29 protein-coding genes are annotated in these 26836 nt (G+C 60.0%); 17 read left to right on the plus strand and 12 right to left on the minus strand.

Translation table 11 applies throughout. From position 1 onward, the window contains the following. Nucleotides 1-177: 177 nt before the first annotated feature. The 6 genes from B1781_RS16305 (at nt 178) to B1781_RS16330 (ending at nt 5381) form a co-directional block, all read left to right on the plus strand. Nucleotides 178-468 (plus strand): hypothetical protein, encoded by a 291-nt coding sequence (locus B1781_RS16305; protein ID WP_078120670.1) that lies wholly within the window; start codon nt 178-180, stop codon nt 466-468. Next, nucleotides 434-946 (plus strand): hypothetical protein, encoded by a 513-nt coding sequence (locus B1781_RS16310; RefSeq protein WP_125932136.1) that lies wholly within the window; start codon nt 434-436, stop codon nt 944-946. Before B1781_RS16305 ends, B1781_RS16310 begins: the two co-directional genes overlap by 35 nt. A 348-nt stretch (nt 947-1294) precedes the next feature. Then, nucleotides 1295-2419 (plus strand): glycoside hydrolase 5 family protein, encoded by a 1125-nt coding sequence (locus B1781_RS16315; protein ID WP_334223757.1) that lies wholly within the window; start codon nt 1295-1297, stop codon nt 2417-2419. Between the two features lie 165 nt (nt 2420-2584). After that, nucleotides 2585-3121 carry a hypothetical protein gene (locus B1781_RS16320; RefSeq protein WP_125932138.1) on the plus strand — a complete coding sequence of 179 codons (537 nt, stop codon included), beginning with the start codon at nt 2585-2587 and terminating at the stop codon, nt 3119-3121. 161 nt (nt 3122-3282) lie between these two features. Then, the gene (locus tag B1781_RS16325; RefSeq protein WP_125932139.1) at nt 3283-4566 is read left to right on the plus strand and encodes a hypothetical protein; all 1284 of its coding nucleotides are present in this window, start codon (nt 3283-3285) and stop codon (nt 4564-4566) included. 47 nt (nt 4567-4613) lie between these two features. Continuing rightward, complete coding sequence (locus B1781_RS16330; protein ID WP_078120674.1) at nt 4614-5381, plus strand: hypothetical protein; 768 nt, start codon at nt 4614-4616, stop codon at nt 5379-5381. Nucleotides 5382-5527: 146 nt separating this feature from the next. Here the strand turns inward: B1781_RS16330 and rplS are convergent, their stop codons facing one another. The 4 genes from rplS to rpsP all read right to left on the minus strand — a co-directional run bounded on the left by rplS (nt 5528) and on the right by rpsP (nt 7505). Further along, nucleotides 5528-5884 carry a 50S ribosomal protein L19 gene (gene rplS, locus B1781_RS16335; protein WP_078120675.1) on the minus strand — a complete coding sequence of 119 codons (357 nt, stop codon included), beginning with the start codon at nt 5882-5884 and terminating at the stop codon, nt 5528-5530. A 20-nt stretch (nt 5885-5904) separates the two neighbouring features. Next, nucleotides 5905-6642 (minus strand): tRNA (guanosine(37)-N1)-methyltransferase TrmD, encoded by a 738-nt coding sequence (gene trmD, locus B1781_RS16340; RefSeq protein ID WP_078120676.1) that lies wholly within the window; start codon nt 6640-6642, stop codon nt 5905-5907. A 10-nt stretch (nt 6643-6652) separates the two neighbouring features. Then, a complete protein-coding gene (gene rimM / locus B1781_RS16345; protein ID WP_078120677.1) occupies nt 6653-7174 on the minus strand; it encodes a ribosome maturation factor RimM in 522 nt (173 codons plus the stop codon). Between the two features lie 76 nt (nt 7175-7250). After that, nucleotides 7251-7505 (minus strand): 30S ribosomal protein S16, encoded by a 255-nt coding sequence (gene rpsP / locus B1781_RS16350; RefSeq protein WP_078120678.1) that lies wholly within the window; start codon nt 7503-7505, stop codon nt 7251-7253. A 137-nt stretch (nt 7506-7642) separates the two neighbouring features. Here rpsP and B1781_RS16355 point away from each other — a divergent pair, with 137 nt between their 5' ends. Beyond that, nucleotides 7643-8143: a DUF2452 domain-containing protein gene (locus tag B1781_RS16355; protein WP_078120679.1), complete on the plus strand. Its 501-nt coding sequence runs from the start codon at nt 7643-7645 to the stop codon at nt 8141-8143. A gap of 3 nt (nt 8144-8146) precedes the next feature. Here the strand turns inward: B1781_RS16355 and B1781_RS16360 are convergent, their stop codons facing one another. Next, complete coding sequence (locus B1781_RS16360; RefSeq protein ID WP_078120680.1) at nt 8147-8896, minus strand: OmpA family protein; 750 nt, start codon at nt 8894-8896, stop codon at nt 8147-8149. Nucleotides 8897-8899: 3 nt separating this feature from the next. Continuing rightward, nucleotides 8900-10294: a signal recognition particle protein gene (gene ffh, locus B1781_RS16365; protein ID WP_078120681.1), complete on the minus strand. Its 1395-nt coding sequence runs from the start codon at nt 10292-10294 to the stop codon at nt 8900-8902. Between the two features lie 89 nt (nt 10295-10383). On the opposite strand from ffh, the gene B1781_RS16370 reads away from it, so the two are divergent. After that, on the plus strand, nt 10384-11193 hold the full coding sequence (locus tag B1781_RS16370; protein WP_078120682.1) for a cytochrome C assembly family protein: 810 nt from the start codon (nt 10384-10386) through the stop codon (nt 11191-11193). 34 nt (nt 11194-11227) lie between these two features. Here the strand turns inward: B1781_RS16370 and B1781_RS16375 are convergent, their stop codons facing one another. The 5 genes from B1781_RS16375 to B1781_RS16395 form a co-directional block, all read right to left on the minus strand. Then, nucleotides 11228-11539 (minus strand): flagellar protein FliT, encoded by a 312-nt coding sequence (locus tag B1781_RS16375; RefSeq protein ID WP_078120683.1) that lies wholly within the window; start codon nt 11537-11539, stop codon nt 11228-11230. A 3-nt stretch (nt 11540-11542) separates the two neighbouring features. After that, the gene (gene fliS / locus B1781_RS16380) at nt 11543-11983 is read right to left on the minus strand and encodes a flagellar export chaperone FliS (RefSeq protein ID WP_078120684.1); all 441 of its coding nucleotides are present in this window, start codon (nt 11981-11983) and stop codon (nt 11543-11545) included. A gap of 93 nt (nt 11984-12076) precedes the next feature. After that, nucleotides 12077-13423 (minus strand): flagellar filament capping protein FliD, encoded by a 1347-nt coding sequence (gene fliD, locus B1781_RS16385; RefSeq protein WP_078120685.1) that lies wholly within the window; start codon nt 13421-13423, stop codon nt 12077-12079. 45 nt (nt 13424-13468) lie between these two features. Then, nucleotides 13469-13834 carry a flagellar protein FlaG gene (locus tag B1781_RS16390; protein ID WP_078120686.1) on the minus strand — a complete coding sequence of 122 codons (366 nt, stop codon included), beginning with the start codon at nt 13832-13834 and terminating at the stop codon, nt 13469-13471. A 194-nt stretch (nt 13835-14028) separates the two neighbouring features. After that, nucleotides 14029-14829, minus strand: coding sequence for a flagellin N-terminal helical domain-containing protein (locus B1781_RS16395; protein ID WP_078120687.1), 801 nt, complete (start codon nt 14827-14829; stop codon nt 14029-14031). Between the two features lie 424 nt (nt 14830-15253). Here B1781_RS16395 and fliW point away from each other — a divergent pair, with 424 nt between their 5' ends. From fliW to B1781_RS16440, 9 genes are all read left to right on the plus strand, one after another. Continuing rightward, nucleotides 15254-15718 carry a flagellar assembly protein FliW gene (gene fliW / locus B1781_RS23250; RefSeq protein WP_164513426.1) on the plus strand — a complete coding sequence of 155 codons (465 nt, stop codon included), beginning with the start codon at nt 15254-15256 and terminating at the stop codon, nt 15716-15718. A gap of 266 nt (nt 15719-15984) precedes the next feature. Beyond that, complete coding sequence (locus tag B1781_RS16405; protein ID WP_078120689.1) at nt 15985-16800, plus strand: flagellin N-terminal helical domain-containing protein; 816 nt, start codon at nt 15985-15987, stop codon at nt 16798-16800. 216 nt (nt 16801-17016) lie between these two features. Further along, on the plus strand, nt 17017-18315 hold the full coding sequence (locus tag B1781_RS16410) for a motility associated factor glycosyltransferase family protein (RefSeq protein WP_078120690.1): 1299 nt from the start codon (nt 17017-17019) through the stop codon (nt 18313-18315). Then, nucleotides 18312-19676, plus strand: a complete 1365-nt coding sequence (locus tag B1781_RS16415) for a hypothetical protein (protein ID WP_078120691.1) — start codon at nt 18312-18314, stop codon at nt 19674-19676. Before B1781_RS16410 ends, B1781_RS16415 begins: the two co-directional genes overlap by 4 nt. Nucleotides 19677-19715: 39 nt before the next feature. Next, nucleotides 19716-20651: a radical SAM protein gene (locus B1781_RS16420; RefSeq protein ID WP_078120692.1), complete on the plus strand. Its 936-nt coding sequence runs from the start codon at nt 19716-19718 to the stop codon at nt 20649-20651. 151 nt (nt 20652-20802) lie between these two features. Continuing rightward, on the plus strand, nt 20803-21834 hold the full coding sequence (locus B1781_RS16425) for a glycosyltransferase family 2 protein (RefSeq protein WP_078120693.1): 1032 nt from the start codon (nt 20803-20805) through the stop codon (nt 21832-21834). A gap of 10 nt (nt 21835-21844) precedes the next feature. Next, entirely contained in the window at nt 21845-22813 is a 969-nt protein-coding gene (locus B1781_RS16430) for a glycosyltransferase family 2 protein (RefSeq protein ID WP_078120694.1), read from the plus strand. Between the two features lie 117 nt (nt 22814-22930). Then, nucleotides 22931-24517: a class I SAM-dependent methyltransferase gene (locus tag B1781_RS16435; RefSeq protein ID WP_164513427.1), complete on the plus strand. Its 1587-nt coding sequence runs from the start codon at nt 22931-22933 to the stop codon at nt 24515-24517. A gap of 69 nt (nt 24518-24586) precedes the next feature. Beyond that, nucleotides 24587-25768, plus strand: a complete 1182-nt coding sequence (locus tag B1781_RS16440; RefSeq protein WP_078120696.1) for a glycosyltransferase — start codon at nt 24587-24589, stop codon at nt 25766-25768. Between the two features lie 88 nt (nt 25769-25856). On the opposite strand, the gene B1781_RS16445 is transcribed toward B1781_RS16440, so the two are convergent. Beyond that, nucleotides 25857-26813 (minus strand): UDP-glucuronic acid decarboxylase family protein, encoded by a 957-nt coding sequence (locus B1781_RS16445; protein ID WP_078120697.1) that lies wholly within the window; start codon nt 26811-26813, stop codon nt 25857-25859. Nucleotides 26814-26836: the final 23 nt, after the last annotated feature.

Genomic DNA, 26836 nt, shown 5'->3' on the forward strand with positions numbered 1-26836 from the left:
CCCTGCAGTGATTGTTGGTGCCGACAGGGGCTGGTAAATTGTTCGTTCCATGGACACACGCCAAACCAGCCTACTGTCGAACGGCGAACAATAAGGAAATCCGATGGTCACCACGTCGCCGCATTGCCGGCCACCATCACACTACCCCGCCGACCTGCGTATCGGGAGACTTCCGCCGTGGCGCGCTTAGTTGGATTCTTCGTGTTCTGGGGCGGCGTTATCGCCAGCGTTGACGATCTTTCTGCCTGGTCGGTTCTCTTTGCCCTTGCCGGGGCAGCCATGTGGTTCAATCTGAAACCGACATTCCGCCCGCTCGGCATCGCTCTGATGGTCTGGGCCGTGGTCGATGGGTTTACCATCGAACTCGGTGTGATGAACTTCTTCGGCTTCCTCATCGGCCTTGTGCTAAGCGGCTACGTGGATGGGGACATCGATGATCAAGACGAGCAATTTCCTTTCATCAGATGAGCACAGCCCGAATATGCCCATAAACCCGATGCCAGCACGCAGCGCACAACTATCGGTTCTGCTGGCCCCGCTCGCGGCGCCGCTGCTGTTCTTTATCGGCCTGTTGTTCGCCGGCGGTTTCGGCTTTCACGGCCTTGCTGAGGCGTTGAAATTGATGTTCGTCGTGTTCGCTATCGGCGCTCCCGTCAGTTACGGCGCGACCATCTTGTTCGGTTATCCGCTGTATCGGTTTCTGCTCGCCAACAACTGGTTCTCGACAGGCGCCCTGGTCGTCGGCGGTATTGTCATCGGCGCACCGGTGAACATGGCGCTGTTCCATTTTGTCATTGGCGGCCAAGGTCACTTTTTTGCAGAGGGTGGCCAACTGCTCTGGAGCAGCATCGTCGGTGCTGCAATGGGTGGCATCGTGGCCTTGATGTTCTCCCTGCTGCTTTACGGCCCCAAAAGACCGCTACCCCCATCCGCTGACAACTGGTGAACGTTGCCGGTTGAGACAACCGCAGTGTGACAGGGGTGGCGCGAATAGTTCGAAGTCGACATGCACCGTCGTTTTGGTCGGCCACATCACGAACGATGCGGCGGGATCGTGGTCTATTGACCCGATTGAACGGCCACGCTGACCCGCAGGTCGGCGATGCCTTTCAAAACCGATGCAGAAGCGACGATCGACCGGAGCAGTATCATGCCAACCTTTTTCACACGACACGCTTCGTCTCCACAACATAACCATGCTCGTCGAACGAACGCGCCTCACTGGCGATCGATCGCTTTCTGTCTGCTGCTGACGATCGCCAGCGCACACGCAGCAGGTACGGACGAACAATGGATGGGAGCAGCCTTCGAAGCCGATCAGGCCTCGTTGGAAGATCTTGCCGCCGCCGGTGCCAACGCCGTCAAGGTCTATCGACAGGCCGATACCTGGGTGCTCGACGAAGCGCACCGCCTGGGCTTGAAGGTCGTCATGGGGTTGTGGATACCGCACCCGCGACACGGCGCCGATCTGCACGATCCACAGGTCGTCGACGAGATCACCCGCGACCTGGTGGCATACGTCAACCGTCACAAAAAACATCCCGCGCTGCTGGCCTGGAACATCGGCAACGAAGTCGAGACCGGTCTCGACGACCCGCGCTTTGTCTGGGGTGTGGTCGACCGGATCGCGGCCGCCATCAAGGCCGAAGACCCCGACCATCCCACCATCATGGTCGTGGCCGACTCGGGGCCGCAGGAGTACCGCTGGTTGGCCGCCTGCTGCAAGCAGGTGGACATGCTGGGGCTCAATGTCTACGGCGGCGCCATATTCAACCTGCCGGAACGCCTGCAGTCGGCAGGTATCGACAAACCCGTGGTCATTACCGAACTCGGCCCCCTCGGGCAATGGCAGGCTGGCCAGAAACCATGGGGCGCACCGGTGGAACTGAGCAGCAGAAGCAAGGCCGACTTCTTCCGCGATGCGCTGGGATTCCTGCAACACCAACCCCAGATCAAGGGGGTATTCGCCTTTTTATGGGGCGCCAAACAAGAGCAGACAGCGACCTGGCACGGTCTGCTGTTGCGTGACGGCACTATGACGGAAATGACCGATGCACTCGCCACGGCTTGGGGACAACCGCCCGAGATGAAGGCACCAACGATCCGCGGCATCGGCATCTCTGCCGACGAGTTCAGGCCCGGAGACACGGTGTCGGCAGGCATCGATGCTGCGTCATTGAACAACTCCGAGCTGCGCGCCAATTGGCAGCTGTTCGCCGAGGCAACCGACCTTCGCAAAGGTGGAGACGAAGAAACACCGCCAGAGCGGATTCCCGTCATATTCCAACAGGCGGACAGTACGGGAGCGCAATTCGTCGCGCCGGGCAAGGCGGGGGCCTATCGATTGTTCGTGACAGTGCGCGATGCGAGCCACAAAGCCGCTACCGCCAACCTCCCCTTCAACGTTACGGCCCAATGAACCGCCGCACGGCGGCCGTAGTGCAAGACACCTGCTAGACTGTCGCAGACCGCCGACGCCAACGCCGACTCGGCCGGCCACAAGAACAATTCGCCAGCGTCCGCACGTCGTCTTTCTTGTTTGAAACCCGATCATCCATGCGGCGCCCCACATCACAGGTGAAACATGACGCGAACCGCTCTTGTCTTACTACTGTTACCGATGACGGCGAATGCCGATGCCTTATTCGATCTGCATGTCGGCGATACGTGGCACTATGAAACGAGCGGCGACCCCAACGACAGCGTGACCAACCGCATCAGCGAAATCCGAACCAACGCCGGCGTAACTTGGTACCGCCTGATCGAATATGGGGAGACCTACTGGGTGCGCAACAGCGAAAGTGGTCAAGTCGAAGCCATCGACTATTTCGAAACCGACCTACCTGAACAACCCAAGGCACAAGAATCACTGATCTTCAAGTTTCCCGCCACACCGGGGGATTCATGGCGCACCGGCGAGACCATCATCCGCTATGAAGGCATTGAGGAGATCCAGGTACCGGCCGGTACCTATAAATGCCATATGTATCTGTTCGACATGGGCGCGGACTTTTCCAAAACCTGTATCGCCAAAGACATCGGCGTGATCTATAACGAGTTCAGAATCGGCGACGAACCGCCACGCATCTCACGTCTACAATCCTTCGCCAAAGGCTCCTGAGCGCCGTCTGACGACATCGGGTTGCTCGATACTCAGGCAGCACGTAGAAAGACGCCGCGCCTGACGACGCGATTGATTGCACCGCTCCCCTTCTTGCCTCGCGTCGACCCCAGCCGGTATCGCATGGTATAAAAATGTGGCCATGTGGGCGGAAGGATTCCATGTTGAGAAAAATAAGCAAAATCGTATTCTTTCTGTTGATCTGCATCGCGCTGGCCATTGTCCTGCTGCAGATCGATGATCCGCTGGAACCTGAGGTGGCGACCCTCATACAGATGGCCGAACCGCAGACATCGTCGCAGGCGTATCTCTATCTGCTGGGTCTGCACGCCCCACCGGCACAGGATCCACTCGAACTGGGCAAACAAAGGCTTGCCAGCACCCTGCGGGCCGGTTCAGTCGATCCACTGTCGCCTCACGACAGCGATCCCTCAGAGATCCTTGCAATCCCTGAGGGCGAGCTGTTCTGCCGAACGAGCGACGACGGCTGCCAGGCGAAATTATTCGGTGCTACCGATGAGTTTGCCACGGTCATCGAATCAAACAAGACGCTGCTCGATCGCTATCGCGCGTTCCTCGCGCTCAATGACTTTGCGACACTCCAGAAAGCCGGCCTCGACGACGAATTACCCATCGCCTACCGACACCTGAAGCATGGACATCGACTGTTGATGCTGAACACCATACTGACAGCTCGCAATGGCCAGGCGGAGCAAGCCGGCGCTGAGCTTCACGACACGATCGATGCGCTGCGACGTAAACTCGAAACGGCGGACACACTGCTATCCAAAATGATCTTCACGACATTGGTCAGCGAAAGCCTCGACACGCTATCTGTACTTGTACGCCAATCCGCGACAACCACCGCTCAACTTGCCCCCCTGAGTCCGGCGGAAAAAAGTCTGAAAAAGCCAATTGCACATGAATTGCGCGGCATGCATAGCTTCTATTCCGAATTGGACCAGGGTTCGGACGACCCGACACTCCCCGCCCAATGGCCGCATTGGGTAAGGCGCATGTTCTTCAAACCCAACATGTCGAGTAATGCAGGGTTCATTTACTACCGCGATGCGCTCACGCTCGTCGATGTGCCACCGGTCGATTTTGCCGCTAAGGTTCGTGGCACGACATTCGAAGAGCCCCCGCGTGCGTGGTTGCGAAATTACGGCGGATCGATTCTGGCAGGCATTGCCGGGCCGGCCATGAACCGGTACGTCGAATCAATCTTTGACCTCGACGCCAAGATTGCCTTATTCAATGCATCGATCACCGATCCGTCGATGACATCCATCGTCGGCCGATTGCCGAACCCCTACTTCACGACGGGTGAATTCGCCTACCTTTCCGACTCGGGTAATGCCGTCTGTTTCGCAAGTGCATCAAAGAACGCAGATGCGCCGGTCTGTTTGCTGGTGGCGACAGACGGCAGCACGACTGGCGATTGAAAGGAAGGATTGAAGGGCACGCAAACCAATCATCCGGGTCCAATGCCATGATAAGGATACTGCAGTTAATCGGACTGACCGGCGCCATTGTCTTCGGCGCGTTGCTCGCGCTCACGTTTTCTGCGCCCGAAACCGTCGAGCAGTCGGCCAAGGGTTTCATCAAATTGCAGATCGATAAAGAGGTGCGTGAACGCTACCTTGCGAGCAAAGAATCGGGCATCGCCGACAAGGCGAAGGCGCTGGCCGGAAAGCTCGGCTACGACGAGCAACGGCTGCAGCAATGGCTGGATGAGGAACTACCGAAGAAAATCGCGCAGGTACTGGCGGCGGCCTGCGGTTACGACTGCGAGAAAAAGAAGGCCATCGCGCAGAACATTGCCACGTCATGGAAAGAGAAGATTTCAAACCTCAAAGTGGCACAGCAGCGACTGGGCGACATCGTCAGGGGAAAGTATGTCGAGATCGTCGGCAAGCTGAGAAGCGATGTGCGCATCTTTCTCGGTTCCAACACCGCGGTGTTCCTGGTGTTGCTGCTGGTCAGCTTCGTGAAACCCGCCGCAAGCCGCCATCTGCTGCTACCTGCCGGCTTGCTGCTGCTCGCAACCATTGTAATGACATCGTTCTACCTGTTCGGCCAGAACTGGTTCTACACCATCATCTACAACGACTACATGGGATTCAGCTACCTCGGGTACCTGGGCGTGGTCTTCCTGTTTCTGATGGACATCGTGTTTAACTCGGCCAGGGTAACGGTCGAAATCGTCAACGCGATACTCCAGGCCATTGGATCGGCTCTCAGTCTCGGCCCATGCTGAAAGAAAGCAATGCCACGGCTACGACGAGTCAACTAACGACGGCATGCTGTTTCACAACGCAATGAAGCGCCGGTCCCTGTAAGCGAACCAACAAAAAAGCCGTTGCGCGAACGCAACGGCTTTTTCGAACCAGCGAGCGGTAAAGATCAGGAAGCGGACTTGATCTTTTCCTTGATACGGGCTGCCTTGCCGGTCAGGCCGCGCAGGTAGTACAGCTTGGCGCGGCGGACGTCGCCACGACGCTTGACCTGCACTTCGGCAACGCTCGGGCTGTACGACTGGAAGACACGCTCGACGCCTTCGCCGTGCGAAATCTTGCGCACGGTGAACGAAGAGTTCAGGCCGCGGTTGCGCTTGGCGATGCAGACACCTTCGAAGGCCTGCAGGCGCTTGCGCTGACCTTCAACGACCTCTACCTGCACAATCACGGTATCGCCAGGACCGAAATCCGGCAGTTCTTTGCCCATCTGTTCTTTTTCGAGTTCCTGGATGATATTGCTCATCGCCGCTGTGCTCCTATACCTCAGGTGCCCGCCTGGGCACGGATAAATTCGTCAAGTAATTCACGTTCTTCGCTGTTGAGCTCTCGACCTTCGAGAAGGTCGGGCCTGCGCAGCCACGTCCGGCCTAGGGACTGCTGCAAACGCCAGCGACGAATCAGTTCGTGGTTACCGGATTTCAACACCTCCGGCACCGTTCGCCCTTCGATCTCCTCGGGGCGCGTGTAATGCGGACAATCCAACAGGCCATCCACATACGAATCCTGCTCGGCGGAATCGGCATGACCCAGCGCACCGGGCAACAAGCGGATCACCGCATCCATCAACACCATCGCCGGCAACTCGCCACCGGACAACACGTAGTCGCCGATCGAGACCTCATCATCGACGTATGCCTCGATCAGGCGTTCGTCGATGCCCTCGTAACGGCCCGCCAACAACACCAGGCCGGGCTCGTCCGCCAGCGATCTGGCCGTCGCCTGGTCAAACCGTCGACCCTGCGGACTCAGGTAGACCACCTTGCTGTCCGGCGCTGCAGTCTTGGCCTCGGCCAGCGCCGCGCGCAACGGTTCGACCATCATCACCATGCCCGGCCCACCGCCGTAGGGTCGATCATCGACCGTGCGATGCAGATCGTGCGTGTAATCCCGCGGATTCCACAACACCATCTCGGCCAGACCACGCTCGAGAGCGCGGCCGGTGACGCCTACGCGCAAGGCGTCGAACATCTCGGGAAACAGGCTGACCACGTCGAAACGCATCGCCCCGCCCCTAAAAATCCGGATCCCAGTCCACCCGCATCACGCCGGCGTCGAGATCGACATCCTTCACCACCTGCTCCCAGATGTAGGGCACCAGGCGTTCCCGATCCCCTTTTACGACGATGACGTCGTTCGACCCGGTCTCGAACAGCTGGTCGATGGTTCCCAGCTCCTGGCCGTCGACGGTGACCACCGTCAGGCCCACGAGATCGGCCCAGTAATATTCGCCCGGACTATCCGTCTCCGGCAGCTGCGAACGCAGCACCCGGATATCGGCACCGGTCAATGCCTCGGCCGCGTCGCGATCGTTGCAGCCTTCGAGCTTGGCGACCATCGCCTTGCCCTGCCGGCGCCCGGCCTTCACCTTGACCTTGCTGCGCACACCGTTGCGCTCGAGATACCAAGGCGAGTACTCCACGATGTTCTCGCGCGGGCTGGTATCGGAATGAACCTTGATCCAGCCCTGGATGCCATGTGCCCCGGAAACGCGACCGAGGGTGACGAAGCGCTGCTCGTCACCCTCGGTTCGCATCCCATTTTCCCTGCTGACCTCGTCGCTCACGGGAACACTCCCAAGCGGGCCGGCACGGAAAGAATCTTCCGGCTGATCAGCCCTGCGCGGTCTGACGGTAGCTGTCGACCAGCTTCCGCGCGCGATCGCTCAGTTGGGCACCGACCGATACCCAATGATCAACGCGGCTCAGATCGATGCGCAGACCTTCTTCACCCTCGACGGCAACCGGGTTGTAGAAACCCAGACGCTCGATATAACGACCGCCACGCGCACGGCGCGAGTCAGCGGCGACGAGATGATAGAAAGGACGCTTTTTCGCACCCGATCTTGAAAGACGAATCGATACCATTTTCTGTTAGCCTTAATTCAACGTCTGTTAGCCCGGTTCCGCAGGGCGGCCCCGAGAGAAACGGCGTATTCTACTGAAAAATTGCGCGTTGTGAAGACTCTAATTGTCCGAAAATCAGGGTTTTGCCGGGGTGACGGATGAGCGCCGACGGCGACGATCCGAAAAAGCCGACGATTCACCAGGGGGCCGACCACAGCGCGCCCTATCCCGTGAGCCGACTGGCGCCGAGTTTCGGCCTGGTCGACCTGGCGCGCGAGATCGATCAGGCGGATCAGATGGTCTCCAACCGCCTCGGCGCCCAGCTGCAGGTGATCGCCGATCAGGTCAAGGCCCTGCAGGCACAGGCGCGCGATATCCTCGAACAGGCACGCGATGACCAGCGCCTGCACCACGCGCGGTGCGCTTTCCGCCGCATCCCCGGTCACATCTACCACCTTTACGAAGAGGCCGACGGCAGCCTCGCGTTCTCAATGCTCTCGCCCACGGATTGGGGCGGCAAACCACCCAAACCGTTCCGCGGTTCGTACCGGTTGGAAAATGACATGAGCTGGACGCCGGCCGAGCGGCTCGACGCGCACGACGACAGCCGCGCGCTGGTCACCCGCCTGTTGGCCGCGGCCGATCCCAAGCCCGATTGACGGTTATTCGGCGGCCGGGAACGGCTCGTAGATCAGGTGGACCTCGATACGCCGATTGCGCCGATGGGCGGCCTTGCTGTCGCCCGGGTCGCGCAGATGCGTATCTGCCAGGCCAACCGCCGACAGACGGTCTTCAGGGAATCCCTGCTCGACCATGAATTGCAGCATGCTGACCGAGCGCGCCACCGACAGCTCCCAGTTGTTGTCGAACTTGGGATTGGTGCGCAGCGGCCGGCTGTCGCTGTGGCCTTCGACCCGGATGCGCCAGGGAAAAGACTTGGGCAACTGCTCTACCAGGCTGCGAAAGGTCTGCATCAGGGGGCTCAGGCGCTCCTGCCCCTCGGCACCGAGTTCGCCCTTGCCGAAAATGAACACCGGATCGCTGGCGATGATGAGCCGGTCGGGCGATACCTCGTAGAGCGTCGACAACGGCAGCTCGCGGCGTAGCGCGACGAAGAACTCACGGCGCTGGCGGTCGTGCTCCGTCGGATCACGCGCGCGCAGCTTGCGCAGTTCGGCCTCGAGGCGTTCGATCAGCGCGGTCTGTTCGGCATTGCGCCGGTCGGCCTGCGCCAGCGCGGCACTCAGTTCCTCAAGACTCTGCTGGAACGACTCGGCATAGCGCTGCATCGCCTCGAGCTGGGCGTGGTTTTGCTCGATCAGCGCGTCGCATGGGGCCTGTGCCGCAACCGGCAGGGACAGACCCGCACAACACACCAAGCCAATGATTATTCGACCAAGCCTGCATGCCATTGCTTAAAAAGGGAATCCTCCACCCCCAGGCGGCATGCCACCACCCGGGAACCCGCCCGGCATCTTCCCTTTCATGCCGCGCATCATTTTCGCCAGGCCGCCGCCTTTCATCTTTTTCATCATCTTCTGCATCTGCGTGAACTGTTTGAGCAGCTTGTTCACGTCCTGCACCTGGGTGCCGGAACCGGCCGCGATGCGTTTCTTGCGCGACCCCTTGATCACGGCCGGAAAGGCGCGTTCCTGCGGGGTCATCGAGTTGACGATCGCGATCAGTTTCTTGACCTCTTTGTCGCCGACCTGGGCCTTGACCGCGTCGGGCACCTGGTTCATGCCCGGCAGCTTGTCCAGCAGCCCGGCCATGCCCCCCATGTTGGCCATCTGCTCCATCTGTTCTTTGAAGTCCACCAGGGTGAATCCTTCGCCCTTGGTAATCTTCTTCGCCAGCTTAGCGGCCTTATCCTGGTCAACCTTAGCGGTGACTTCCTCGACCAGCGACAACACGTCGCCCATGCCCAGGATGCGCGAGGCGACACGGTCGGGGTGGAACGGTTCGAGCGCCGTGGTCTTCTCGCCGACACCGAGGAACTTGATCGGCTTGCCGGTGATCTGGCGGATCGACAGCGCCGCGCCGCCGCGTGCGTCACCGTCGGTCTTGGTCAGGATCACGCCGGTCAGCGGCAGTGCGTCGTTGAACGCCTTGGCGGTATTGGCCGCATCCTGACCGGTCATCGCATCGACCACGAACAGGGTCTCGACCGGTTTTAGTTCGCCGTGCAACTCCTGGATCTCGGACATCATGTCCTGGTCGATGTGCAGGCGGCCGGCGGTATCGACGATCAGCACATCGAAGTAACCCTTGCGCGCCGCCGAGATCGCCGAGCGTGCAATCGCCAACGGTTTTTGATCGGCAGTCGACGGAAAGAACTCGGCATCGACCTCACCGGCCAGCGTCTGCAGCTGGTCGATAGCGGCCGGACGGTACACGTCGGCGCTGACCACCATGACCTTCTTCTTGTCGCGCTCTTTGAGCAGCCGGGCCAGCTTGCCGACGCTGGTCGTCTTACCCGAGCCCTGCAGGCCGGCCATCAGGATCACCGCCGGCGGCTGTGCGGCCAGGTTGAGCTGCTCGTTGGCCTCGCCCATGACATGGACAAGTTCATCGTTGACGATCTTGACCAGCACCTGACCCGGCGTCAGGCTGCGCAGCACCTCTTCGCCGAGCGCCTTCTCGCGCACCTGGTCGACAAATGTCTTGACGACCGGCAATGCAACATCGGCCTCCAACAACGCCATGCGCACTTCGCGCAAGGTGTCCTTGATGTTGTCTTCACTGATGCGGCCCTGGCCGCGGACTTTCTGCAGTACACCGCTCAAGCGGTCCGAGAGACTGGCAAACATGATCTTGATCTATGGCGGGTTGAATCCCTGATGGCGTCAACATTATACGGATGCAGGGCACGAAGCGTTATGCCATGATTTGCGCTCGAATGAACATTAACCTGATCGCCTTCCCCGCCGCGGTGTTGTATTTCATTGGCGGCCTGAGTACCGGCCTGCGACTGTTCGGCGCCGAAGGCGCGTGGCGTCCGCCACGCGGCCTGGGCATCGGCCTGGGGTTTGCCGCGCTGCTGCTGCACGCCATCCTGCTGTACCAGGAGCTGTTCACCAGCGGCGGGCTCAACCTGAGCTTCTTCAACGCCGTATCGCTGGCGGCATGGACGGTGGCCGGCCTGCTGCTGGTCTCGGCACTGAGCAAGCCGGTCGAGAACCTGGCGATCGTCGCCCTGCCGATTGCCGCAATCACGGTGCTGCTCGATCTGCGTTTTCACGGCAATCACCTGCTCGGCGAGCACGTCGGCTGGGACCTGCGGGTGCACGTGCTGACCTCGATGCTGGCCTACAGCCTGCTGACGCTGGCCAGCGTGCAGGCCATTCTGCTCGCGGTGCAGGACAACCACCTGCGCCGCCACCACCCTGGCGGCTTCATCCGCGCACTGCCGCCGTTGCAGACCATGGAGTCACTGCTGTTCGAGATGATCAGCCTCGGCTTCGTGCTGCTCAGCGTCAGCCTGGTCACCGGCTTCGTCTACCTCGAAGACATGTTCGCCCAGCACCTGGTACACAAGACCGTACTGTCGATCGTCGCCTGGTTCGCCTTCGCCGTGTTGTTGTGGGGACGCTATCGTTTCGGCTGGCGCGGACGCACCGCGATCCGCTGGACACTGGTTGGCTTTGCCGTGCTGATGCTGGCGTATTTCGGCAGCAAGGCCGTCATCGAACTGATTCTGAAACGCTGACCTGCGATCGCAGGTAGAGACGTTGCAGGCGCGCTTAGCGCCCGGCTGCCTGGTAGGCGTTGTTCGCCTTGCGTGCCTTGTTGGATTGACTCAGCTCGACCGCGATCGCCTCGCGTGCCTCGATGCTGCGCTCCATCAGGCTCTTGTCCAGTTCCAGTATGGTACGCACCCGCTCAGCCACCAGTTCGTCGACCGGCGCGTGGGTGGCAAAGGCCTTTTCGAGCAGCGAGCGCCGCTCGGGCTCAAGTGCAATGACCTGATCCCAGTCACCCTGCTCGCCGGCCTGCGCCATACGCCGGCTCATCGCCAAGGCGTCGTCGAGAAGTTGGTGACGCGAAACGCTCATCGATCAGGTCGCCGCCTGATCGGCAGACAACTTACTGCCGCGCATCTGACGTACGTCTTCGGGCATCGCGTCCCATGCGCCTTTGATCTCGAGCAGCAGGTCGATGCTTTCGGCCAGCGGCTGCGGATCGTTCTGCACCGAGGCATCGACCAAGCGGCGGCTGATGTAGGTGTAGAGGTCGTCGAGATTGGCGGCGATCTCACCGCCGCTTTCCATGTCGAGGCTGCTACGCAGACCGTTGACGATCGACATGGCCCAGGTGATGTGGCGGCTCTTGCCTTCGAGATCCTTTCGCTCGATACAGCCTTTGGCGGTCGCAATCTTGTCGAGTGCGCCCTCCATCAGCATCTGTACAAGGCGGTGCGGGCTCGCGTACGCGACTTCAGACTCCGCAGCGACCTTGCCGTATTGTTCGATTCCTGAACGCTTCTTGCCGTAGCTCATTCGTGCTGTTTCCGGGATGGTTTGCCAACACCCTACCTAACGGCCGCGGACCGCGGAAATTGAGGGATTTCCGATCACAATCGGGCGCGAAACTTACGACGAGCCCGAAGACAGACTGGAGGTCAAGAAGTTACCGGTGGATTGTAAAGTACCGATTAAACTGTCGAGCGCGGCGTACTGCGATCGCAACGCCTGTTCCTTGAGGATCATGCGACCCTCGAGCGTGTCGACCCGGTTCTCCATGCTGCGAATCCGGTCGTTAAGACTGTCTACCCGCCCCTCGACCGGCCCGTCGCCATCGAGGTAGTAGTCCATCATCGACTCCATACGAAACGCAAAGCCCTGGTCGTCGTGGGCGAACAATTCGGCGACACCGGCAAAGTCGGCATTCAGCGCATCGTTGAAATCGTCGCTGTTGAATTCGAGCTCGCCGGTCTTGGCGTTGGTCGTGATACCCAGTTCCGACAGGCTGCCGAATGCCGTGGTCAATCCTGCCGGTGCCGTGTTGAGTACCGAGCGCATCGCGCGTGCCACGCCGGTCAGCACCGAGCTGCTCGACAGACCATCGCCGCGAATATCGCCGACCGTATTGATGACCTCGTTGTAGGCATCGACAAAGGCCTTGGCCGATGCCTCGATCGATTCCGTGTCGCGCTCGAGGGTGAGCGTGGATGAACCGATGCCTTTGAGTTCGAAGGTGATGCCGTCGATCGCGTCACTGACGTTGTTACTCGACGCGGTCAACGCGTATCCGTCAACGCTGAACGCGGCATCGAGCTCAGTCAGGTCCGTCAGGGTCGCGCCGAGCGCGTCCTTGTTGGCCGTGGCGAAACCGAAGGTGCCGGCACCGATTGAGCCACCGTAAGAAAGCTCGACGCGATTGTCGTAGCCCGACTCACTGGCGGTCAGGATCAGGCGCTGGTTGCCACCCCCGGTATTGAGGATGGTCGCCTGCACGCCCGGGTTGTCGGACGCAGAATTGATTGCATCGCGTACCTGCGACAAGGTCTTGGCCGACGACAGGTCGACCGTCGTCGAATTGCCGGCAACGGTCAGCGTCAGCGCATCGCCGGCGCCGCCACCGAAGGTCGCGGTGTCGAGAGATTCGTTGGAACCCAGCTTGTGATTCTGTGCCAGGCGGGTGACGTCGATGCTGTAGCTGCCAGAAGCGGCGCTGGACGTCGTGGATGCGGTGAGCACATCCTCGTCGGACGAAACGGACGTAAATTTGCGGAATGCATCAAAGGAACTTAGTTCCTTCATTTTGTCCTGGAACGTCGACAACACGCTCTTGAGGTTGCCGTACGCCGAGATTTCCGCACGTGTGTCGGAAATCTTGCTCTCCAAGGTGTCGATGGGCCGACGCTCGAGCGACATCAGCTGGGTCACGATGTTCTCGATATCCAGCCCTGAGCCTACGCCCGCTGCGGTGATTGCCATCGTCCTTTCTCCACCTTCCGGTTACGGAAGGAATCGTTGCTAAACTCAGGCAGAGCCTTGAAAAATCACCCCTGCCGCTTCTGCAAGTCGCTTGCGCAGGCGAACCACTTCTTCGCTCGGAATCTGCCGCACGACCTCTTCGGTTGCACTGTCCACGACCTTGACGACGGTCTCGCCGCTTTCGTTGTCGACAGAGAAACGCAGTTCACGATGCAGATCGTGTGCCAGAGTGTTGAGCTCGGAGACGACCTGGTCGAGGCTCTCGGCAGCTTCTTTTGCCTTTTCGCCTCGCTCAGCAGGATCCTCTTTCCGGGTTCCACCGACAGGTGCGACACGCTCCACCGGCTTGGTGGATTCGGACGGCACAGCAGCGGGTGCCACTGCCTTGATTGTCCCAATGTCATTGATCATTGTTCTACCCCTCACGCTGGGGGCGGTTTCGGCGAACGGCCAAACCGTTGAGCGATCAATTGCCGGGCTAGGCAGAGCCTTTATGACCCGACATCGCTCGACGGTCAGACGCCTTGCTTCACGTCCACCGCCGGCTGCCTCCGGGCGATCCGGGTGTCAGACACCCGGATCAGGAGGCAACAGCCTCAACCCGCTTAACGCAGCAGCGACAGGACGTTCTGCGGCAGCTGGTTGGCCTGGGCCAACATGGCTGCACCGGCCTGCTGCAGGATCTGCGTACGCGTCAGGTTTGCCGTTTCTGCGGCAAAATCGGCGTCACGGATACCCGAACGGGCAGCACTCACGTTCTCGACGATGTTCGCCAGGTTGCGCGAGGTGCTTTCCAGACGGCTCTGCGCGGCACCAGCGGTAGCGCGGGCCGACGAGATGGTGTCGAGGTCAGCGTCCAGCTTGGTGATCGCAGCCGATGCACCGGTGCTGATGTCGTCACTCAGGGCGGTCAGCGAGCTGACGTCGGTCAGGTTCACTGCGGTGGTCTCGCCACTCTTGTAACCGCTCTGTACGGTGATCGAGGCGCCGTCCAGCAGGGTCACGTTGTTGAAGCTGGTACGCGAGGTGATCTCACCGATCGATGCAGCCAGAGCCGCATATTCAGAGTTCAGCGAGCCCTTGTCGGTGGTGTTGACGGTACCGGTAGAGGCCTGAACGGCGAGTTCACGCATACGCTGCAGCGAGTTCGAGATCTCTTCCATCGCGCCGTCAGCGGTCTGGATCATCGAGACACCGTCGTTGACGTTACGCATGGCCTGGCTGAGGCCGCGGATCTGAGAGGTCATACGCTCGGCGATTGCAAGGCCGGCAGCGTCGTCTTTAGCGTGGTTGATACGGAGACCTGAAGAAAGACGCTCGAGAGAGGTCTTCATGCTCGCTTGCGAGTTCATCAGGGAACGCTGAGAGTTCAGAGAGAATACGTTGGTATTGATTACCTGTGCCATTTTGTAAGCTCCTAGCAACCGGCACGGCCTTATAAAAAGGCGAACCAGTCACTTATCGTGAGCGGATATGCTGGGCCCATCCCTGCATTTACCGCTTTCACGCTGCTTAACGGCGCTAGATCAGCTTTCTTTAATACTTGGAATCCCCAATTCGGCAAATCTTTGCCGCCTGAAAGCCGCTCTGTTGCCGCGTGTTGCCGCAGCGTCGAATGGCTATCGGCAAGACGACGCTCGGCTTCAATTCGCTAAATTCCTCTATTTATATGGATGCAACGACCAAGCGCCGCACCCCGCCTCGCGTTGCCGATTCACATGGCACACATCATGCAAAACTCTCGGCACCTGGATTGTGTCGGCAAGATCGTGCAAGCCCTGTTCGTACCTGCCGTCCATCGAACGACTGTATGCAAAGGAGCATATCGAAATGGCTATGAGCAATGCGGTACAACACGCGCACGACGAGTATGTCGAGATCGAAACCCTGTATGGCAAACAGGTCGTCGACAAGGCGAGCCTGCTGAACTTCCCGGAAGGCCTCGCCGGTTTTGAAGACCTGCACGTCTTCAAGCTGTTCCACGAAGAAGGCGCGTCGACGGTTTATTACCTTCAATCGACCGAAGACCCCTACATCCGTTTCCCGATGGTGCCGGCCGAGGCCTGCAACATCGACTACCGCATCGAGCTCACCGATGACGAAGCCGATACGCTGGCGATCGAAACCCCTGAAGACATTCTGATGCTGGTCACGATCTCCGATAATCCCGAGCAGCCGCAGCGCGGTATTACCGCGAACCTGATGGCGCCGATCATCATCAATGCCCATACCCGCGTTGGCCTGCAGAAACCCCTGCAGCAGATTCGCGGCGGTGTCGTATTCGAAGCCCGTTGATGCGGCAAAGCCCTGCCGTCCGGCCGGCAGCCGACAACGGCAAAGGCTTGCCACACTGAGCGAAGCACACAATGCCAGGTACGCCGAATCAGCCCGCAAAGACACCCATTGCGGGCTTTTTCGTGCCCGGTTGCAAGAATACGCCGTAAAACAAGGCATCTTTCAACCTGGCATCTATTTTGCTGATTCACTAACAGCGCGCTGATGGCAAGAACCGACAAGAGCCTGCGCCGAATCAAACTAAATTTGGCAATGAGGAATGCAACATGCCACAAGTGATTAATACCAACATGATGTCGCTGAACTCGCAGCGCGCATTGAACAACTCGCAGTCCAGCCTGATGACGTCGGTCGAACGCCTGTCTTCCGGATTGCGCATCAACCGCGCCAAGGACGACGCTGCCGGCCTGGCTATCGCCGAACGCATCACGTCGCAGGTTCGCGGCTTGGAGCAGGCGATGCGCAACGCCAACGACGGCATCTCGATGCTGCAGACCACGGAAGGCGCAATGGACGAGATCACCAACGCCCTGCAGCGTATGCGCGAACTCGCGGTACAAGCGGCGAACGGCACGGTCAACACCACCGACAAGGCATCGCTGAACCAGGAATTCGTGGCATTGTCTGCAGAGATCTCGCGAATCACCACGTCGACTGAATTCAACGGCACCGATGTATTGAACGGCGGCGCCACGATCACCCTGCAGGTCGGCTTCAAAGACGCTACAGACAACCAGATCTCTATCACGCTGGCCGACATCACCAGCCTGACGTCACTGGCCGATACGATCACCACGGCAGGCGGTGCGACCGGCGCACTCGCCAAGATCGATGCCGACCTCGATACCATTTCATCGGCACGCGCCGATATCGGTGCCACGCAGAACCGATTGGAATCGACAATCCGCAACATCGCCAACGTGGTCGAGAACCAGAGCGCCGCGCGCTCACGCGTCCGCGATGCAGACTTTGCCGCAGAAACGGCCAACCTGACGCGTGCGCAGATTCTGCAGCAGGCAGGTACGGCCATGCTGGCACAAGCCAACCAGATCCCGCAGAACGTTCTGCAACTGTTGGGATAAGCATGAGGTAAGAACCGGCCTGTTGCGACGGGCCGGTACGGTTGACCTCACGCAACTTTTCGCCAAAGGGTGGGCGGCGGCTTTCGGGCCGTCGTCCAGCCACCTCAAACAAGTCCTTTCACTTGGCGTCGGGCAACGCAGGCACTATGCTCCGCTCAAGATGCACGAATCCCATTCAGCTTTCACGCACATTGCTGGCCTGAAGTCGCGACCGATATGAGCGATATCGCCGCGGAAAACATCGCCCTCCTCCGCAGTCGTTGGCCACAGCTCGCGGAAAAGATTCTGGCCTCGCCGCCGCCGCAAGACATGCAGTGGGACGAGACGGGTAACCACCCCACCCTGGTCATCGCCGGCGCACGGCTGTGGAGCGCCTACGACTCCGACGCCGAAGCACAGATGCAGGCCGGCATGATCCCGCAAGACAGCGAGCATGCCGCGGTCTACGGTATCGGTGGTGCCGACCTGATCCGCGAACTGCTGCAACGACCGCAGCTCAAGACACTATATGTGATCGTATTGAACACCGGCGTGTTGCATGTTCTGCTGCACTGCCTCGATCATCGTGGCTGGCTGCAGGATTCACGTGTGACCCTGGTCGATGGCGCGACGCAAAACAAGGTCCTGCTGCCGTTCGCCGTCATACCGCCGTGCCTGAAGCTGAGCACACCCGACAACGCCAAGCTGCACGATATGCTCGTCAGCGAACTGATCCTGCCTTTCGAGCGTGAACGCCACCGCCAGCTCGAGCCGTTGCGCAAGCGCCAGATCGAACAGAATCTCACCTTCGTTGAACAAGACGGCGACGTGCAGGAACTGTTCGACACCCAACCCGGCAGCACGGCATTTGTCGCCATTGCGGGCCCGACGCTCGCCAAAACCGCCGGCTGGATCAAGCGACATCGCACCGAGGGCATGGTGATCGCCGTGGACGGTGCACTGAAACCCCTGCTCGATGAAGGCATCACGCCGGACATCGTGGTCAGTGTCGACGACAACCGCGAAACAATCCTGCGCTACTTTCAGATCGATCTCGAACCATGCCGTGACGCACGGCTGGTGTATACGCCGCTGGTACACAACGACATCCTCAAGCTGTGGCCGGGCAGACGGCTCACCAGCTATACCTTCGAGTCGATCTATCACGACGTGAAAGCGCGCTTCCCCAAGGGCGAGCTGTTCGTCGCAGGATCGGTGTCGCATCCTGCGGTCGACCTCGCGGCAAAGATCGGTGCGCAAACCATTTACCTGTTCGGTGCGGATTTCGGTTTCCCCGGCGGTAAGATCCACGCGAACACCGAGGCGCCAGCCGATTTCTATGCCGCCGCATCACAGGCCGGCGCATCGGCGATGGACGGTCACGGTAAACGCATTCCAACGATGACCAGCTTCAACGGTTACCGACTCGGGCTGGAGCATTACATCGGGCGCAATTCCGCTATTCGCTTCATCAATGCAAGTCGCGACGGCGCTCATATCCAGGGCACGACCTATCTCGAGGATACAGCGGCGTGATTCTGGGCAGCGAGTGCGTGTTCTACAACGACTACTACGAGACCTTGCGCGGTCTGCGTTGCGCAGAGATCGGACGTGCCAACACCCATCTCGAGCGCTTCATCGACCTGCTGGCGATACAACTGCAACGCATGAGTCCCAATGCGCAGCAGAAGGCGCTGCTGTGCATCAACACCATGCTGGCGGCCAGACAACGCGATGACAGTATCGGCCTCGCCGATTGTCTGCAGTACGAGTTGCCGCAGACCCTGGAAGAGGCCGAGTTCAGCCCGACGTTGCTGAACGTCGACCTGTTGCAACGGCTGCGCGCGATACCCAAACCGACCGGCGATGCCGGTGATACCGAAAGAATCGCTGCCGAGCTGCGTTCGATCTACCGCGAGTTTCCGCAAGCGCAAGGCCTGGCCACCTACTACGCCAGCCAGGTCTACCTGTTCGAGCAGTTCGATGATGCCGCCACGCTGATTGCACTCGATGAAAGCGAAGGCCGCCTGACGGCTGCCGGTTCCTACATCCGCGCTATTGCTCTGGGCAAGGCGTCCGATGCCAATATGCCGCAGTCGCGCGCCGAAATCGCGGCTGCCTACCAAGCTTGTGCCGCGTTGCGCGACGGCAACATCCAACTGGGATGGTTCAAGGCCGAACGTGGCGATTGGCCCACCGCATTGCAGTTGATGCAGGAAGACATCGAGCAGGGTCGCACCGGTGCCACCGGCATCGCCGACGTCGGTTTCGCCCTCGCCCACCTTGAGGACTGGGCAAACGCACGCACCGCGGTCGAAGAGGCCTACAAAGCCGACGAGAGCATGACCGATCGTTTCGGCTGGATGGGTTGGATCGGCTACCTGAAAGGCAAAGGCACCGCGTTTTTTGCCGATTGCCTGCGCGAAGATGAAACGCGCGACCGCACCTGGATCTGGGGACAGGTATTCGCCGGCTGCCTCGCCGCCGCGCGAGGCGATGCCGCGAAGGCCGAGGCTGAGATCGACGCCGCGTACACCGAACTGCCGGGAAAGCACAGTTGGTACTGCGCCATCGGCTGGCTGCTGATCCGCTCCGGCGATACCGCAACCGGCTGCAGGTTGATGCAGCGCGACCTGGATCAGGACGCCATGCCGCACTTCTGGAAACCGGCGTACGCGATCGCCCAGGCAATCCACGGCCAACGCGATCAGGCCTCGGATACCGTCGCCGCAATCTCGGAGCGATACCGTACGAAACCGTTCTTCCCGATCGGTTACTGGCATGTACCCGACGCCTGGATGACGTTCGAAACGTTGCAGCGTTGTGTCGAAGAAATAAGCGATTTTTCGCAACTGGCCAGTTACTCCGAACCGGCTAAACTAGATAACGACAGCTAAACTGACTTTTTGTATCAAGGACTTAGAAGGCCCAATTTGATGAATCTCGCTGATGAAGTCATTCAATCGATGGTGTACCCCGGCAACGAAAGACCGTTTATCTGGCATGGCGGTATCCTGCAGATCTGGGTGACACGCGCCTGCGACCAGGCGTGCTTCGGCTGCACCCAGGGAAGCAACCTGCGCGGCAAGCCCGGGATGATCACGCTCGAACAGTTCGAGCAGGCAGTGAGCTCCTTGCGCAACTACTTCGGCGTGGTCGGCATGTTCGGCGGCAATCCCGCGATCCATCCACAGTTCGAGGAACTGTGCGCGATCATGAAGAAGTACATCCCCTTCGAACGCCGTGGGTTATGGTGCAACCACCCGCGCGGTAAAGGCGCCATCTGCCGCGACACCTTCAACCCCGAGGTGTCGAATCTGAATGTCCACATGGATCAAGAGGCCTGGGACGAGTTCGTGCGCGACTGGCCCGAGAGCGAACCCCGATTGAAGGGCCTCGACGAAGATGCACTGCACACCCCGCCGTTCGCCGCCTTGATCGATCACTACCCGGATGAAAACCAGCGCTGGGAAAAGATCCGCGGCTGCGACATCAACCGTAACTGGTCGGCAATGGTCTGCGTGGTACGCGGCAAGGTGCGCGGTTATTTCTGCGAGATCGCCGGCGCACAGGCCATGCTGCACGCCGACAATCCCGATTGGCCGGACCTGGGGGTCGAGGTGACTGACGATTGGTGGCGCAAGGGCCCCGAGGCATTTGCCGATCAGGTCAGATGGCACTGCCACCGTTGCGGTATCCCGATGCGCGAAGATCCGGTCAAGGCGATCGGCGACACTCATGAAAAGTGCAGCCCGACGCATGCCGCGATCTATCGACCGAAGGTCAAAGACCGTCCGGTGCTGGTGCTCGACGAAGTGCACGAGGCCGAACGCTACGCCACCCAATACCTGTCGACCGAAGCGGCGCGTTGACCTTGAGATGGCACGAACCCCGAACCTTCATCGATAACCGTTCGATGCCGCGGGCGACCGCTGGGGTTTCACAAGCCGTCGACCGCTGGTGCACGCTCCTGCCCAGCAGCAGACGCTACGCCGTTATGGATTCGCAATAGAAAACCGAAACATGCCAAAACCCTACTTGATCGTCATGTGTTCACCCGACCGCGACCGTTTCACCACGCGGCGGGCGATGGGTTCGATCAAAGCCACCGATCTTTCCAAGGCGGAATTCTGGCTGATCGACAACAACTACAACACCGGCTTCAGTCATCCCGTCGTGATGAACCGTGCGCTCGAGGTCGCGGCCAAGCGCGGCCAATCCGTGATCTTTCTCGACGACGATATCGAGATCACGACCTACGACTGGATCGATCAGCTGGAAAGTGCGACGCAGGCAACCGGCGCCGACATCGCCAGCTGCCGCCACGTCTGGGACAACGGCGAGACCAATCACGAAGGCTATTGGATCGATCAGAGCGGCATGGTCGCGCCGATCATCGGCGCGCAGCATCACTATGCGCCCAACCACGCAGGTGCCGCCTATGTGCCCTCATTGTGCAGCGCACTGATGCTGGTACACAACCCCAAGCACTACCATTTCGATACCGGTTACCTGAAGTATCAGCAGGATCTCGACATCTGTCTGCAGGCGTGGGAACGGGACAGGCCCGTGATCTGCTTGCTCGATCTGAAGATCATGCACCATGCAGGTTCGACCGGTGAACGTCATGAGAACTTCGTGCAGCGACTGCAGGCCGACAGCGTGTTCTTCGCCAACAAGTGGCGCCACCTGCTACCGACGCTGATGGACCGACCGGAGCTGTCGCACCTGCGTGATTATCAGCCCGGCTCGAACTACTGGCGCAATCTGTATCGCAAGGCTTCGCTGCTGAAGTCCGTCGACCGCGAAGCGGCACAGGCGGTGTTTGCCGATATCGCGCGCAACTGTTTCGACGAGTCGATGCGCAGCGGCGCGAACTATCACCTGTACACGCTCACCGAGGATCTGTCTGCATTGTCGAGCTGCCTCGCACTCAATCCATGCCACCGTGCAGCGCGCGAGATCCTGCGCGAGAAAACGCCAAACAGCACCGCAGATCACAAGGCCTGCACGCACGGCTTCGACTGCGCGCACTGCCAACTCGGATCACGTTAGGAATCCATGAATGAACGATAAGCTGATCGCCCTTTGCACCCCGGACGCCTACCGTCCGTCGGCCAAGGCGCTCATTGCCGGCATCAAGGCGACGAATCTCGCCAATACCGATCTCATCATCCTCGATAACGGTTACGACGCCGATTTCCAGCATGCCGAGACGATGAATGCCGTCCTCGATTATGCCGACGATCAATGGGTGTTCTTCATCGACGACGACGTGCTGATCGACACGCCCGACTGGTTGAACACCCTGTTATCGACAGCGCAGGAGATGGATGCCGCCGTGATCGGCTGCACGCACACCTATCGCTCGGGCGAGATCAATCACAGCGGGGCCTTGATCCACGACGACGGCAGCACCGAACTGATGCGCGAGCCGTTCGGCAAGGCGCGCTACATACCTGCCGTCAGCAGTGCCGTGGTCGGCATCCGGCCGGGCACCGGGCTGCGCTTTGATACCCGCTACGCCAAGTACCAACACGACCTCGATCTTTGTGTCAGCGCCTGGCAGCAAGGCCTCAAGGTCGCGGTGACCCCGCAGCTGTCGGTGGTTCACGACATGGCGGGCTACTATTCCACGCTGAGCGCACCGGCGGTCGCCTACCAGGCAGACAGCCAATTGTTTCGCGACAAATGGGCAGGCTTCTGCCGCGACGGGCTGTACCGTGTCGCCGAACTTGAAACCTTCCAGCCCCAGGCGCACGGGCCGAACTGGGAGGTTCGATACAACGAGGCCTCCGCCTGCAAACGCGACGACCCGACCCAGGCTGCGCACGGATTTCAGGCCCTTGTCGAAAGCTGCCCGTACCCGCACCTCGTGGCCGGCGCCCATTTTCACCTGTTCGAACTGACCCGGGATATCGATCATCTGCGATCCTGCGTGGCGATCAACCCGCTGCACGGCAAGGCGCAATCCATGCTCTCGCAGCACGAGCAGAGCGGCATCGGCGAACCGCGCGAGGCCGAACGCGCCTGACCGGGGCGCGCTGTGTTTAAACAAATTTGGATATGTACCGATCACTACCTAACAGGCAATCAACGCTGCGCATCGCAAACGCGGCCTGAAGCAGTAGTAACGGGAGAACTCATCAACGTGGTCATCGATTTCTCAGTCATCGAACAGTTCGAGGAAGGCAAGCCGTTCTTTCCACAGCACCTTCCGGTTTTCGCGAACTCACCGTCGCGCAACGTGGTGCTGCTCGAATTGTTGGTCGACTACCTGAAGAAGCGTGACGACGATGGCCCGGTGCGCATCCTCGAGATAGGCGCACGCGCCGGGGCTTCTGCGCTCGCATGGGTAGAAGGCATCAACACCCACAACCACGGCTTGGGCGAGGTGCTGTGCGTGGATATGTGGTTCAAGCTCGGTCCACAGGACGACGTGTTCTTTTCGATCTTCCGGCACAACATCAAGGCCACCGATTCGCAAGACCTGGTGGTGCCGATCATCGGCGACAGCCAAAAGGTATTGCCTTCCCTGCCCCACGAGCACTTCGACCTGATCTATATCGACGGCGCCCATTGTTACTCGATCTGCACGACCGACATGGCCAATGCGAAACGGCTGATCAAACCCGGCGGCATCATCTGCGGTGACGATCTCGAAGTGCAATACAAAGACTGCGACACCACGCTGCTCGACAAGCTGAAAGAACAGGATGCGGCGATGGAACCCTCTCCCTGGCATCCCGGTGTCACCAAAGCGGTGTACGAAAACTTCGGTACAGTGAAACCCTATCTCGGCGTGTGGGCCGTGCAGAAAGCTGAAGGCGACAGGTTCGACGTGATCGATGTCGAACAGGTACCGATCACGGCCGTACCGGCCTACTTTCCCGATTGGGCGGTCAATGTCGCCAAACGTGATCTGGGGCTGGACACATCACCCTCCGTGCTGGTCGAACACCATGTCGAATTCATTGCCGGCGCCACGCCTGCACCTGCGCTGAAGGCCGGTAACGGCGACGAACTCGCCGTCGTGGATTTCACTAGCGCAGCGACACCGACAGCGCCGATCTCACTCGGCGAGATCTCCGCCCTGCAAACGGATGCGACCGCGTGGACGATCGCCAGCGTGAACGGCGACCCGGAACTCTATCTGAGCCGCGACGCGCGCTGCGGCCTGACGATCTCGGTACTGAACCCGAAAGGGACAACGGACATCGGCATCCAGATGCCAATCGACAGTATCGACGCTTGGCGCGACAAAGAGATCGAACTGCACGCCTGTCTGCGTACTGACGGCGCTGCGCAGCTCAATCTGTATGATGGCGTGCTCGGTTTCGGTGACAACGACGTGCCCGCAGATGCCACTTGGCAGACGGTAAGCTGGCGAACCTTCCTGCCGCAGGACGCGACATGCTTCTTTCCACAGATCCGACTACACGGTACACGTGGCGCGATCGCGCCCGGCACCCAGATATCGATCGCCTGGTTGAAGATCGACACCACGCAACGTGACGCGTCGGTGGCACAGGTGGCAGACATGCACCTGCAGCGCGCATTGCACTACCTGGTTGGCGGCGCGTTCGACAAGGCTGGGAGCGCCATGGCCGATGCTGTCGCCCATTGTGTCGACGTCGAAGCCCTCGCTGCGAGTATCCAAGCCAACGGCTTCGTCGATCCGCTGTTCCGTTCACAGGCATTGGAGTTACTCAACGAACACAGCGCGATCTCGGCATAGATTGACGGTGCTCGCGATGCGCGCTGCAGGCATTCAATCGCGAACCGCTCGTCCGGCAGCAAACGCGATATGGCACGCTTGACTGTTTTGATCGCGGCGCGCAACGCCGCCGAGACGATCCGCCGCGCGGTATCGTCCTGCGTCGATGAGCGCATCCCCATCTGTCTGGTCGACGACAATTCAACCGACAACACCGTTGAACTCGCACGCTCCGTTGGCGACGGCCTGCTCGAGGTTGTCGAGTGCGAAGCGCCGGGCGGCGTGGGCGCTGCACGACAGGCCGGACTGGACGCCGTGGATACACCCTATGCCGCTTGGCTCGATGCCGACGATGAGTGGATTCACGGCCGCGCACAACGTGTCGAACAGGCACTCGATGCCGGTGCAGACGTGGTCTCCGACACCATCGAACTCTACGATGGGCGCTCGGGCAAGTTTCTCAGATCGCTTCGCCCGCCTGCGTTCCTCCGCTCTACACCGTATGCCTGGCGCCTGTTCGAGCGCAACTACCTGCCGGGCGATACGCAGCTCGGTTTTCGTGTGGACGCCTTCAGGCAAGCCGGTGGCTATGATCGCACCGTGTTCGGCCCCGAGAGCTATGACGTATTGCTACGCAGCGTCGCCAACGGTGCCCGTCTTGCCTATCTCGACGAACCCGGCTATCGCATGCATGCATACCCCGACAGTGTCTCTCGTGACCTTGGCAGGCAACGCGCCGCGGTTCGATCGGTACTGCGTAAACACGACTATGAGAATGTTCGTGCCGGCTGCCACGCGCAAGGCTGTGCACCTGCCGTTGCGCATTGGATTCTGTTGTCGATGGCCATGTTTCGTGAAGACTACGGAGCGGCCGCGCAGATGCTGGACAGGATTCAATCGGAGGTCGGCGCAAACGACATCGTCCTCGAGCCCGACGGACCCTTCCCCGTTGCGGAGTCATGGCGACAGTTCTTCTATCGCGCAACCCTACTGTTGCTGACCAATGGCGATGCCGAACGTGCGGTGGACTACCTGCGCAGCGCCGAATCCCTCAGGCCGACCGCGGAAGGGGCAAACAATCTGGGCGTGGCGCTTCATCGGCTCGGCGACAACGCTGCATCTCGCGCCTGTTTTCTCGATGCACTGCAACGATTCGCGGGCTATCGCGATGCCTCGCTGAACCTGGCCGATCCCGACACTTGCACGATCACGACGCACTCGCTGCGACACCAGCCGAGTCGCTCGGAATATCACACCGAACTACCGGACTGATCTGCGTTACCTTGGTGGCTGCGCCGGATTGCAGCCGTCATCCGAAACTGAGCCGCCTCTGCTGAGGGCGCGCATTGGCTGTACCCTCCTACGCAGAGAAGGCGTTCTCGAAATAGTCGATCGTCTTTTTCAGGCCTTCTTCCAGCTCGGTGGTCGGTTCCCAATCGAGCAGCTCTTTGGCACGGCCGATATTGGGCTGACGCTGCCTGGGATCATCGGACGGCAAGGGACGAAACGCCATCGTCGATGACGATCCGGTCAATTCAATTATCTTCTCCGCCAATTGCTTCACTGTGTACTCGACCGGATTACCCAGGTTGATCGGTCCGATAACGTCGGCGGGCGACGCCATCAGGCGTATCAAGCCGTCGACCAGATCGTCGACGTAGCAGAACGACCTTGTCTGCATGCCATCGCCGTACAGGGTGATCGGTTCGTTCTTCAGCGCCTGAACGATGAAGTTACTGACCACCCGGCCATCGTTGGGGTGCATCCGCGGACCATAGGTGTTGAATATCCGCGCAACCTTGATCTCGAGGCCGTGCTGGCGGTGATAATCGAAAAACAGCGTTTCTGCGCAGCGCTTGCCCTCATCGTAACAAGCGCGCTCGCCGATCGGGTTGACCCTGCCCCAGTACGATTCCTCTTGCGGATGCACTTCCGGATCGCCATACACTTCGCTGGTCGACGCCTGCAGAATGCGCGCTTTCACCCGCTTGGCCAGACCCAACATATTAATCGCCCCATGCACGCTGGTTTTGGTCGTCTGCACTGGATCGAACTGGTAGTGGATCGGTGACGCCGGGCATGCCAGGTTGAAGATCTCGTCGACCTCGACATACAGCGGGAACGTCACATCGTGACGCATGAACTCAAACCGCGTCTCGCCGAGCATGTGCGCGATATTCTCTTTGGTGCCGGTGTACATATTGTCCAGGCACAGTACGTCGTATCCTTTCTCCAGCAATCGCCCGCAAAGATGAGAGCCGAGAAAACCCGCACCACCGGTTACCAGAACACGCTTTGTCGTCGAATAGTTACGCATAGTTTCCGTTAGAGTCGTTGCCG

Origin of the sequence: Thiosocius teredinicola, assembly GCF_002009425.1 — a bacterium.
Classification (GTDB): Bacteria; Pseudomonadota; Gammaproteobacteria; order Chromatiales; family Chromatiaceae; genus Thiosocius; species Thiosocius teredinicola.